The following is an 11,242-nucleotide window of genomic DNA, read 5'->3' on the forward strand; positions in this document are numbered from 1 at the left end:
AATAGCAAAACTCACTGAATCTACACTATTTTCTGCGAATCAAGCGAACGCCATGCCTGACAAACAACCCAATATCGACAAGCTCACAGGCACCTCAGCATCAGCATACTCAATGCACACACTGCGTCAGAGATACCCGGTCTGGTAAGTACACGAGCTTCATCGGAGGGTGATCAGACTTTAATCAGGAGTTGATGATTTTTCCAATGACACTATCGTAATCCATACCCGCCAACCCGCTCGCCTTGACGAATACACTGTGCGAATTCAAACCCGGTAACGTGTTGACCTCAAGAAGGAATGGCACGCCGTCCTTAATAATGAAATCAAATCGGGCGTAGTCCCGGATACCGAGAATACAGCACATCCGCCACACATCCTTTTCAACACGCGCCACTACGTCAGGTGGCACCTGCGCTATCGAATAACATGTGGTGTCCGGGGAGTTAAATTTCGCGTCGTAACTGAATAACGAGTGAGTATGAGATATCAGCAGGAATGGCAATATCTCTCCATCTAGCACTCCCACGGTGATCTCATCACCCGACACCAACTCTTCAAACAACGTCCGTCCCTTGAACTTGTTCAATATGGACAATGCCGCATCGAAATCATCTTTACTGTTAACGGCACTCACGCCGATGCTGCATCCCTGCGCATCGGGTTTTACAACAAAACTGGTCCCGAGGGTAGATTGCAAGCGACTAAAATTTGCAGTTTCTGCGCAGGGTATCCAGACGCCTTCCGGAACGCGGACACCGCTTGCCGAAGCGACCAGACGCGTCAGTACCTTACTCATGCAGATTGCGCTGGCCTCACGACCAGCACCGTTGTAGCGAATATCCAAGCCATCCAAAAACGCCTGGAGAGTCCCATCCTCGCCATACCCTCCATGCAGGGCGTTGAATACATAATCAACACCTTTCAATGGCAAGGACAAGCATTCGGAAAAACCATTCACCTCCCGCGATTGGTAATCCAGTCCCATGCGATCAAATGCTGCCTCTACATGGGCGGCAGTCTTGAGAGAAATTTCTCGCTCAGAAGAACTCCCGCCTTTCAGGATCAAGAACTTTCTTTGCTCTGTCACTGCCATCTCCTTTGGGTCCGGAACTTATACGAACGACTGAAGCTGTAGCACCTTATTGGCGATAATATGAACGGCATCCTCGATGTGCGATCTGGTGATATCCGGATGCAATGAAATCCTCACGGAACAGTTAGCGCTCTGATCACTCATGCCGATGCCCTTCAGCACATAAGAGGGCTCCAGACTGTCGGAGTTACACGCCGATCCTGATGCAATATAAATATTATCCAGCGAGCTGATCAGCGTTTCGGCACGAACGCCTTGAAAACTGATATTCAAGATATGGGGCACGCTCACGTCTAAAGACGAGTTCACCTCATACATCACACCTGCGGACGACAGCCCCGAGAGAAACAGATCCCGAAGGGCTGTGAGGTGGCTCCATTCACTCTCCAGGTCCGCGCCGCTCCGTATCTCGCAAGCCACGCCCAAGCCAACGATCAACTGAGTCGGCATGGTGCCGCTTCTCAGACTATTACGCTCACCGCCAAAAGTCAGTGGCCGCAAGCGTTGCTGAGTTGCCTTGCGCACATACAAGGCACCAATGCCCTTTGGTCCTCCAATCTTGTGAGCGGACAATGAAATACAATCAATTCGACTATTCTCTACTTCCAGTTTCAGCTTGCCGAAAGCCTGGGCAGCATCGACATGCAGAATAAGTTTGCGAGACTCACAAAGACGAGAAATCTCATTGAGATCCTGAAACGTCCCTATTTCCGAGTTCACATAACTGATACTGACCAACCGGGTATTATCATCAATCAGCGCTTCAAGAGATGAGAGGCAAACACGCCCATTTCGCCCGACCTTGACATAACGCACATCAACGCCTCTTCGGCACAACTCCTTTGAGACTTCAATTGTAGATTTATGGTCAATGGGACAAAACACGGCATTGACCGGCGCCGTCTCTCCATAGCCAAACGCCCCCTGAATGACAATGTTATTGCTTTCGGTAGCGCCGGAAGTGAACACGACCTCGGTCGAAGAGACACGCAGTGCGTTAGCTATCTTCGCCCGAGCGACATTCACGGCATGCTGAGCAATTTTCCCCATTTTATGAGGAGATGATGCATTACCGTAGTGATCAGCGAGAAACTGACTCATTGACAAAATGACTTGTTCATTACATTTGGTTGTTGCCGCACTGTCCAGATATATATCCATCTAACATCTCCACGTCTTGATCTGGACGGTTAATTATTTAACCGTCCCAGAGAACAGAACTGCTTTTTTCCATCCGCCTTCAAGACCGGCACACGGACCTATGCACGGGCTTTGAAGACAAGATTAAGAACGGAAGACTGAAAAATTAACCATTTTGTTGTATATCTCTTCGGGTGTCAGTTCGCCACTTCCCCCGGGATCCGCCACGATGATCTTCATTCCCTCCAGGCCATAGAGAGAAAGCGCAATCTCAATACCCGACTTGACAGGCGCATGACATTCACCCGGTGCGAATATGAGCATAAGTCGCTTTCCTGCTTTATAGACTTCGGAAATCATTTCCGTCACTTCCCCTGCGCACCCCGTAATTCCACAACTGATGAGCGTCCGATAATTACCACTCTCATCCAGAAAAGAAATTTCCGATTGGCTCGGGCGGTCTTCAAGAACCCTTTTCTCAAGTTTTCCTTGCTTCACCAGTTTGGCGGCGCTTTTTTGAAATCTATATTTTAGCCATGTTTCCGGGAATGCAAGGCCGTGTTTGCGACTCGGAAGTACATCGTCTTCGGTAAACACCCCTTGAATTTCCAGGGATTCCCGGTAAGTATTCGGCAGCCTCGTGAAACCATCATAGAATTTTGTTCGATGTTCACTAGCCGATCCAGTCTCAGGCACATACTGCCAGTCGTTAATCAGCATTAGAAACTTAACATCGCCCACAGACTCCCGGTATTTTTTGGCGATATCCAATGAGATATCCCATGTGTACTTCGGAAAAATACCGACACGTTGCTTGATTCGCTCTTTGAGCACATTGTCGTTATGCTCCTGAAAAATGCCCGGAACCAGTTTCTGGGTCCGCTCATCATAAAAAAGCATGAAGTGCCCCGCCATGACAACCAGCTCATTAAAACCCGAGTCTTTTAACTCTTCATCTATCAACCCAAGTAACTCTTGCTCTGACGCAACAAACTCATGACGAGATGAAATAACGGCCATTCGCACTTCCTTACTTTTGATAAAAACGTCGTAATCGACACAATGGGGGCACTACACTCGAAGTCAAAATCCGCCACTGCTTGCCATTATTCGCACAAGCACGTGATATTGATGAGCCAATCATTCAGACACTAAAAACAATCGCAAGAGGAACTTCTTTAACTTGAAAGTACCCGGGATGGGCAATCGATATCCAATGCGGACCGAGTCTGTTGATCAATCTCGATCCAAAACGCTACAACCAGTTTCTGATCGACCAGTTGAGGAGTCGACACTCGATGAACATTGACCCCCATGCGCTTCAACAGACGCTCGTTCCCTACCGCCGATACCGCAATCAGTTTGTCGGCACCCAGGTCTATTGCTGTGGCAATAACTTTTCGAACAAGAGCAACGGTATCAGCCCAATTCCTGCCTGAGTGGCTACTTCCATTTCCGGTGGGGCTAATCGCAAAGCGGGACAACTCCCATGTTCCCGAATGATTGGGGAGGCTGGCACCCCCCATCAGATAAACAAAGTGCTCTGATAGCAAATAAGGTTTGTTCGTTGGAAGCAAACGTGCACAGCCACATATGTTGTTATCAGCATTCAGCGCGATCGCATACACGGTGTCTGGCCGATCAAATTCGTCCTGTTCAAAACCCTCTGGGCAGTTCAGTAGCCAGCCCATCTTTTTGACAAATATCTCGTAACGATATTCTGCAAGCCCATACATTACGTTTTGATTGATTTCACTGCTCATCCCTGTAATCAAACGCAACATAACCCCTCCAATTGGTTAGTCCAACAATTAGAGATGTAAATGCTGTTTTTTCATAGCTGCCCGTTTGGGCAGGTCACAGTGCCCATCAAGGGTAGTGACAGCCACGTGACAAGCAGGCTTTCCGAGTGACCTCCGCCCAGGTTATAGCTGTTGACACAGCGCAGCATCAGGTTCTTTCCCAGTCCATCAGGGCCCGGCGGGGGGGCTCGTTGACAGTCGAGGCGAACCAGGTCCAGCTGATGCTCACGGTTGTTGCAGCAGTGCCTTTTCACTCGCGATACCCGGCCGTTGTTGCCGGGTTCCCCCAGGCCACGAAGTTCATCTCTCAGTTAGTCGTCGCCCCATGACATAGGATGGCTAAAAGTCAACCTCATGAGTTCCCGCACTAATTTCCTGATCAAACAATCAACAATTGGCGTCAATGCACTCTCAAATAGTGCTCACGCAAGTTAAACAAGATCAATGGAAAACCCAATAGACATGAAGTATCATTTTACTCGGCACCCGCTACTGCCGATTGAATGGAAGCGTTACAAAAAAAAGGACTATGCCTTTGGCTGACTGGCTTGAAGAATTTCTAGCTCTCTGTTCGGAATCCAAATCCGAAACTGCATTATTTTCCAGCTTGCAATCCGTCGCTGAAAGTTTAGGTTTTCAATCCTGTTCTTATGGCATTCGAATCCCCCTCCCTGTCACCCCCCCTACATTCCATTTGTTGTCCTCCTATCCCAAAGCCTGGGAAGAGAGTTATATCAATAATAATTATTTTTTTCTGGACCCTACCGTGCGTCACGCGTTGAATACACATCGCCCACTCACATGGGAAGCGCAATCGGCCTCTCAGGATGGGCAGTTCTGGGAGGAGGCCAGAATGCACGGCCTCGCCCATGGTTGGTGTCAGAGCGCGTTCGGCCGATTTGGTGTGATCGGTCAGCTTTCCATGGTACGTAGCCATGATTTCATTTCAGCCAGGGAGCTTGCACTTCAGGAGCCCAAGCTGATGTGGCTGACCAGTCTCGTACACTCCGCCATGAGTGGTTTTTTATCACCTGAAAGAATGCCGGAATCACTCACAGATCTGACCGATAGAGAGCGGGAGGTCTTAAGATGGACGGCGGCTGGCAAGACTTACATTGAGATTGGCAACATCCTGAATATAGATGCGCGCACGGTAAAATTTCATATCACCAACACACTCAAAAAACTGAACGCGTCCAACAAGGCAGAGGCTGCTGTAAAGGCGACTGTACTCGGTATGATTTGATAGCGCCTTGGCGTCCCCCTTCAAAATCTAAATACCACTGTCTGATCCAGGCCCGCCGTTCCTTGCTCAGCGCACCGCAACTCGGCGACTTCATCCCTCTTTCTCAGACTGGCCGTCGAAATATAGAGTCCCCCGAGCAGATTCCTTCCCCCCATCTGGTTGCAAGGGAGAGAAAGAGGAACGATTATCCAGACCGTCTCAGAGATACTGAGCAAGCCTCGAGCCATACGCAATTATTTTGTGTTTGCCTGATTTAGCAATAAAAAACCGAGAGTCCACCCGACGTGGGCTCTCGGAAAGTATCGACGGATTACGCCGTATTTGTGGCGAGGGAGCTTGCTCCCGTCGGCCGGTCCGCGTTCGGGCGAAGCGGTCGTCAATCCTGAACACGCGGCGTATCTGACAAACCGCATTGGCCTCATGGGTCCGCTTCGCGAACCAGCGGGCGCAAGCTCCCTCGCCACAGTCCCGCCCCCCTATCAGGGTTTGCGATAGCTGTTGATGATTGCCGAGAAATCCTTGCCGCCTTCGCCACGCTGACTCATCGCCTGATACAACTGCTGAGCCACCGCGCCAAGCATCACCGGTTGATGCGCCTGACGCGCAGCTTCAGTGGCCAGCCCGAGGTCCTTGAGCATCAGTTCGGCACCAAAACCGCCGGTATAACCACGCGATGCCGGTGCTGTTTCGACGATGCCCGGCCATGGGTTGTACATCTCCGAACTCCAGCAACGACCGGTCGAACTGTTGATGATCCCCGCCAGCACCTGAGTGTCGATGCCCAAGGCATCGCCAAGGGCCATCGCTTCGCTGACGCCGACCATGGAAATCGCCAACAACAGGTTGTTGCAGATCTTGGCGATTTGCCCGGTGCCGACTTCACCGCAATGCACAATGTTGCGGCCCATCTGCGCCAGTACCGGTTGCAGGGTGGCGAACAATTCCGGCGTGGCACCGACCATAAACGTCAGCGTCCCGGCCGCAGCACCACCGGTGCCACCGGAAACCGGCGCATCCGCCATGGCTACACCTTGCTTGGCCGCAGCAGCGGCAACATCGCGGGCGGTCTGCGGGTCGATGGTGCTGCAATCCACAGCGGGAACGCCCTTGGCGATCCCGGCCAGCACGCCGTCTTCACCCAGCCAGACGCTACGCACATGAACAGCCGCCGGCAGCATGGTAATCACCAGTTCTGCGTCTTGGGCAGCCTCACGCGCCGTGGCGCTGATGGTGCCGCCCAGTTGCGCCAACTCGGCGAGTACGGCTTTGTTCAGGTCGACCAGGTTCAGCGAATGGCCAGCCTTGATCAGGTTGCGCGCCATCGGCGCGCCCATGTTGCCGAGACCGATAAAAGCGATTTTCATGTCCGGCTCCTTAACGCAAATTGATGGTTGTGTTCACACCGTCATTGACGCTGTCATCGTCGAACCAGCGACTGGTGACGGTCTTGGTTTGAGTGTAGAACTGCACCACTTGCTTGCCATACGGACCGAGGTCACCGAGCTTGGAACCACGGGAGCCGGTGAAGCTGAAGAACGGAACCGGCACCGGGATCGGGATGTTGATGCCAACCTGACCGACGTCGATTTCATTCTGGAATTTACGCGCTGCCGCACCACTCTGGGTGAACAGGCCGGTGCCGTTACCGAACGGGTTGGCGTTGACCAACGCAATAGCCTGATCGAGGGTATCGACTTCCAGCACCACCAGCACCGGACCGAAGATTTCCTGGGTGTAGATCTGCATGTCGGTGGTCACGCCGGAGAACAGGGTCGGGCCGACAAAGTTGCCTTTTTCATACCCTGGGACGCTGATGTCACGGCCATCGAGCTCCAGTTTTGCGCCTTCCTTGATACCGCTTTCGATCAGTTCAAGAATCCGCGCCTTGGCCCGTTTCGAAATCACCGGGCCGACGTCGGTGCCTGGCTCGCTGCCGGCATTCACTTTGAGGTTTTGCGCCAATGCCTTGAGGTCAGGCAGCCACTGCTTGGCCGCGCCCACCAGCACCACCACCGAGGTGGCCATGCAGCGTTGACCGGCCGCGCCGAAACCGGCGCCGACCAACGCATTGAGGGCTTGCTCACGATTGGCATCAGGCAGCACCACCGCGTGGTTCTTGGCCCCCATCATCGATTGCACGCGTTTGCCGTGTTTGCCGGCCAGGTCGTAGACGTGAGTACCGACCGCAGTCGAACCGACGAACGAAACAGCCTTGATGTCTTTGTGGGTGCAGAGCGCGTCCACCACATCCTTGCCGCCGTGAACGACGTTGAGCACGCCGGCTGGAATACCAGCCTCGATGGCCAGTTCCACCAGCAGCATAGTCGACATCGGGTCTTGTTCAGACGGTTTGAGCACAAAGGTATTGCCGCAGGCGATGGCCATCGGGAACATCCACAGCGGGATCATCGCCGGGAAGTTGAACGGCGTGATGCCGGCGCAGACGCCGATCGGTTGGCGCAGGGTGTAGGTATCAACACCACCCGCAACGTTTTCTGCGAATTCACCCATTTGCAGGCTGCCGATGGAGCACGCGTGCTCGACCACTTCCAGGCCACGGAAGATATCGCCTTCAGCGTCGGCAATGGTTTTGCCCTGCTCGGCGCTGAGAACTACGGCGATGCGCTTGGAGTGCTCGCGAATCAACGCCTGAAGCTTGAGCATGATGCGCATCCGCGCGCCAATCGGTGTCAGCTTCCAGGTCTGGAAGGCGCGATGAGCGGCGCTGATCGCCGCGTCGACCTCCGCGGGCGTAGCGAACGGTACTTTAGCCAGCACTTGCTGGGTCGCCGGATTGACGATGTCGTGCCACTCGGTGGTCTGGGACTCGACCCATTGGCCGTCGATCAACAGCTTGACCTTTTGCACAGTGGTTTCTGGCGTGAGCGATGCGTTCATGACGGTCTCCTGGACTTGTTGTTATGCAGGGAGCCAAGGCGAGAAAAGTCGCCTTGTAATGAGGCGTGTGTCGCGAGTTGGTTGTCGGACTGTTTTTGGAGTATAGATGTGCAAACTTCTAATAAGAACGCACATAAAAGCCGGTCAAACATGCAAAAAAACATCACATCGTTAGGCTCGTTGAACTGGGACGACCTGAAGTTTTTCCTCGAGGTCGCCCGCACCCGCAAGGCCAGCAGCGCTGCCAAACGCCTGGCGGTGGATTACACCACCGTGTCACGGCGGATCAGTTCGCTGGAAGGTGCATTGGGGACATTGTTGTTCGAAAAATCACGGACCAATGGCTTTGTATTGACCGCCGAGGGCCAGCGTTTACTGGGTTATGCCGAATCCATAGAAAGCACGCTGCACATGGCGTGCGAGCAGGTGTCCGGCTCGGGCGTGGCGTTATCCGGCCATGTACGGATGGGCTGCACCGAGGGTTTCGGCAGTTTTTTCATCACCCCGCAGCTCAGCCACTTCGTCGATGCCTACCCGGCGATTTCGGTGGATATCCTGCCGCTGCCGCACTTCATCAGTCTGTCCAAGCGCGAGGCAGATATTGTCATCGCCCTGGAGCGCCCGGAGCACGGCCCTTACGTCTGCTGCAAACTCTGCGACTACCGTTTGCAGCTGTACGCGACCCAGGATTACCTCGACCAACACCCGCCCATCCGCCGCCCAGCAGATTTGGGCAAGCATCAGTTCATCAGTTATGTCGACGATCTGGCATTCAGCTCGGAGCTGTTGTACCTGGCGAATGTACTGCCCGGCGCCAGCGCCAACCTGCGCAGCACCAGCGTGATTGCGCAATTCGTGGCCGCGCAGCAAGGGCGCTCGCTGGCGATTCTGCCATGTTTCCTGGCGGCTCAGGATCCACGACTACTGCCGGTGCTGCCGGAGGAAATCAACATCACCCGGCAGTTCTGGATGTACTGCCGCGAGGACTTGCGCAAGCTCAAGCGGATCACGTTGTTGTGGGATTACATCCGCGCCGTGACCGAGCAGAATCAGGCGCTATTGAGGGGTGAAACCCGAACGATGTACTTCGCTGATTAAGAATCTTCAAGGATTCAGGTGGCCGCATCGTAACGAGGTCAGCGGGTCTTTGCCAAGGTTTTGTGACAGGGATTGGTACGCAACTTGTGACATCAGGGAGCATCTCCAGCCACCTCAAAGACCCCGCTTCCAGAGGCCTGCGCGAGCGCGATAAGGACCCCATGCGGGCACGCGATAAGGCTCAGGCGCGCTGTGAGCTGGCGAGCAGCTAACGAGGGGCCTACGGGGGACTTTGAGGCTGTTAGAACATTGAGGTGGTCATTCAGATTTTTCTGTCAGATTCTCATGGCGACCACTGAGGTGTACAAAAATCTCTATCTCCCGGCATCTTTAGGAAAATGCCTACAGCGCCTGCGTAGCCCCCGTCGTAAACTGTACGGCTAACTTATCAGGATGATAGCTGTATGGCCGAAGGGAACTGGGCAGGTCACCATTGCAAAGTATGCTATGACCAAGCAATGAAGGAGAAAGCGCGGCTTGATGCACTTTTGCAAGCTAAACGCAGACGAGCCGTCAAAGAGCCACCTCCTCCTGAAGATCCGCCACCGATCCCCGAAAAGACACCGCCGCCACCGCTCAAGGGCTGTGTCTTCGCCAAGTCCTGTGCATTACCCGATGGGGTGATTAACCATAGCAATCCCGGTGGCTTTGTACCTGTTGAGTCACTGAAGCAGTACGGCACCTATGCGGTACTGGGCACGGGCTCAGCGGTAACTGCTGGAGGTACTGCACTGCAATGGGTCGGGGGTTCAGGTAATGCTTCAGCCCTCACAGCCCTTCTTCGGGGCACCTTAGCGTTAGCTGGTTCCACGGCTGTGGGCTTCGCTGCGTTGCTGATACCTGACGATACTTCCGCTGACAGCGCCTTCTATACGTCCGAGCAATACGCCCAGTTGAGCCAAGGGAACACCCGTGTGCGGGTCAATGTGAAACACCTGCCAGATGGCTCTGTGAGCGTATACGGGTTCTATACCGGGACGAAGACGGAGTGGCAACAGGTGCCCGTGATCGCAGCGCAGGCGCGGGGCGATCAACTGGTTGCGGACATAGGGAACGGAATTGAGGTCATCTGGACCCCAGCAGCCGACCCTAATGCGGTGCTGGGCATTCCAGCATTGGAAGGCGCCTCGTTGAAGCCTGGGACATGGGTGTACCCGCCGACCGAACAGGCCGATAAGATATTGGTCAACCCGGAGCATCCACCAGACTATCAGGACGCGATAATCTGGTTCCCCAGTACGGGCATCCAGCCGATTTATATCTCGCTGAGCGTGTCGGGCTCTAACTATCATCCCAAACCTGCTTTACTGCCGGCGTTTCCAGACGCCAAATGGGCCAAATCTAAAACTCCAATTCAAGGCGGCGGTGGCCTACGCCCACGCTGGAAGAGTAGAGACGGCACAATCTACGAGTGGGATTTTCAACATGGAGCGGTTGAGGTGTACAACAAGCGCGGCAAGCACCTTGGTGAGTACGACCACGAAACAGGCGCTCAGAATAAACCAGCAGACCCAACAAGGAAGGTAGAGCCATGAAGCATACAATTATGGGAGTTCCTGAAGGCGAGGACTTCGCGTCCTTCGAAAAGGAGCTTCCGGTTTCTGTCGCGGAGCTTAAGCCCATTATGGGTTGGGCAGCGGATGGTGATTGTGTTTACGATTACCGGCTGACCCCGGAGCAAATTAGCGCTATCGAACAGCTCTGCTCGTTGGAACTACCCAGGAATCTGGAGCTTTATCTAACGTGTAGTGCCTGATACTTGATGGCTGTAAACCGCTATGAGGTCACCCAGCACAGCCACCAAGTAGAACGCAGACGACATCCCCAAAGCCTTCGACCAAAGGACCACCTTGAGCAACTCCAAGACTGACAAGGAGTAGACCAAGAAATCGGTAGGTGACACGGTGGGTGGACTTGCCCCTACTAAACCGGACACCAACTCCCCGTTAAATTGATGTTGCT

Annotated in this window: 10 protein-coding genes and 1 pseudogene; 4 read left to right on the plus strand and 7 right to left on the minus strand. The window is 53.6% G+C overall.

Annotation, left to right across the window (positions count from 1 at the left end):
• Nucleotides 1-184 precede the first annotated feature (184 nt).
• The 4 genes from BK658_RS26675 to BK658_RS26690 form a co-directional block, all read right to left on the minus strand.
• Nucleotides 185-1,090 carry a D-alanine--D-alanine ligase family protein gene (locus BK658_RS26675; protein ID WP_185019904.1) on the minus strand — a complete coding sequence of 302 codons (906 nt, stop codon included), beginning with the start codon at nucleotides 1,088-1,090 and terminating at the stop codon, nucleotides 185-187.
• Nucleotides 1,091-1,114: 24 nt separating this feature from the next.
• Nucleotides 1,115-2,257, minus strand: a complete 1,143-nt coding sequence (locus BK658_RS26680; protein ID WP_123584896.1) for a cysteine desulfurase family protein — start codon at nucleotides 2,255-2,257, stop codon at nucleotides 1,115-1,117.
• A gap of 123 nt (nucleotides 2,258-2,380) precedes the next feature.
• A complete protein-coding gene (locus tag BK658_RS26685; protein WP_185019905.1) occupies nucleotides 2,381-3,256 on the minus strand; it encodes an LPD16 domain-containing protein in 876 nt (291 codons plus the stop codon).
• 158 nt (nucleotides 3,257-3,414) lie between these two features.
• Complete coding sequence (locus BK658_RS26690; RefSeq protein ID WP_123584898.1) at nucleotides 3,415-4,020, minus strand: acyl-homoserine-lactone synthase; 606 nt, start codon at nucleotides 4,018-4,020, stop codon at nucleotides 3,415-3,417.
• A gap of 553 nt (nucleotides 4,021-4,573) precedes the next feature.
• Here BK658_RS26690 and BK658_RS26700 point away from each other — a divergent pair.
• A complete protein-coding gene (locus tag BK658_RS26700; protein WP_185019906.1) occupies nucleotides 4,574-5,284 on the plus strand; it encodes a LuxR family transcriptional regulator in 711 nt (236 codons plus the stop codon).
• A 479-nt stretch (nucleotides 5,285-5,763) separates the two neighbouring features.
• On the opposite strand, the gene mmsB is transcribed toward BK658_RS26700, so the two are convergent.
• Entirely contained in the window at nucleotides 5,764-6,648 is an 885-nt protein-coding gene (mmsB, locus tag BK658_RS26705) for a 3-hydroxyisobutyrate dehydrogenase (RefSeq protein WP_123584901.1), read from the minus strand.
• Between the two features lie 10 nt (nucleotides 6,649-6,658).
• Nucleotides 6,659-8,182, minus strand: coding sequence for a CoA-acylating methylmalonate-semialdehyde dehydrogenase (locus BK658_RS26710; RefSeq protein ID WP_123584902.1), 1,524 nt, complete (start codon nucleotides 8,180-8,182; stop codon nucleotides 6,659-6,661).
• 150 nt (nucleotides 8,183-8,332) lie between these two features.
• Here BK658_RS26710 and BK658_RS26715 point away from each other — a divergent pair, with 150 nt between their 5' ends.
• The 3 genes from BK658_RS26715 to BK658_RS26725 all read left to right on the plus strand — a co-directional run bounded on the left by BK658_RS26715 (nucleotide 8,333) and on the right by BK658_RS26725 (nucleotide 11,036).
• A complete protein-coding gene (locus BK658_RS26715) occupies nucleotides 8,333-9,280 on the plus strand; it encodes a LysR family transcriptional regulator (RefSeq protein WP_123584903.1) in 948 nt (315 codons plus the stop codon).
• Nucleotides 9,281-9,684: 404 nt separating this feature from the next.
• The gene (locus BK658_RS26720) at nucleotides 9,685-10,815 is read left to right on the plus strand and encodes a colicin E3/pyocin S6 family cytotoxin (RefSeq protein WP_259740148.1); all 1,131 of its coding nucleotides are present in this window, start codon (nucleotides 9,685-9,687) and stop codon (nucleotides 10,813-10,815) included.
• Complete coding sequence (locus BK658_RS26725; RefSeq protein ID WP_123584904.1) at nucleotides 10,812-11,036, plus strand: DUF7683 domain-containing protein; 225 nt, start codon at nucleotides 10,812-10,814, stop codon at nucleotides 11,034-11,036. Before BK658_RS26720 ends, BK658_RS26725 begins: the two co-directional genes overlap by 4 nt.
• A 28-nt stretch (nucleotides 11,037-11,064) precedes the next feature.
• Here the strand turns inward: BK658_RS26725 and BK658_RS30875 are convergent.
• A pseudogene (locus BK658_RS30875) lies at nucleotides 11,065-11,178 on the minus strand (hypothetical protein); the annotation flags it as partial.
• Nucleotides 11,179-11,242: the final 64 nt, after the last annotated feature.

This window comes from Pseudomonas brassicacearum, from assembly GCF_003732175.1.
Classification (GTDB): domain Bacteria; phylum Pseudomonadota; class Gammaproteobacteria; order Pseudomonadales; family Pseudomonadaceae; genus Aquipseudomonas; species Aquipseudomonas brassicacearum_G.

Excerpts from the sequence above, each read along its gene's own strand:
- BK658_RS26720 (WP_259740148.1), top strand. The coding sequence starts at position 9,685 with ATGGCCGAAGGGAACTGGGCAGGTCACCATTGCAAAGTATGCTATGAC.
- BK658_RS26715 (WP_123584903.1), top strand. The coding sequence starts at position 8,333 with ATGCAAAAAAACATCACATCGTTAGGCTCGTTGAACTGGGACGACCTG.
- BK658_RS26690 (WP_123584898.1), bottom strand. The coding sequence starts at position 4,020 with ATGTTGCGTTTGATTACAGGGATGAGCAGTGAAATCAATCAAAACGTA.
- BK658_RS26685 (WP_185019905.1), bottom strand. The coding sequence starts at position 3,256 with ATGGCCGTTATTTCATCTCGTCATGAGTTTGTTGCGTCAGAGCAAGAG.
- mmsB (WP_123584901.1), bottom strand. The coding sequence starts at position 6,648 with ATGAAAATCGCTTTTATCGGTCTCGGCAACATGGGCGCGCCGATGGCG.
- BK658_RS26710 (WP_123584902.1), bottom strand. The coding sequence starts at position 8,182 with ATGAACGCATCGCTCACGCCAGAAACCACTGTGCAAAAGGTCAAGCTG.
- BK658_RS26725 (WP_123584904.1), top strand. The coding sequence starts at position 10,812 with ATGAAGCATACAATTATGGGAGTTCCTGAAGGCGAGGACTTCGCGTCC.
- BK658_RS26680 (WP_123584896.1), bottom strand. The coding sequence starts at position 2,257 with ATGGATATATATCTGGACAGTGCGGCAACAACCAAATGTAATGAACAA.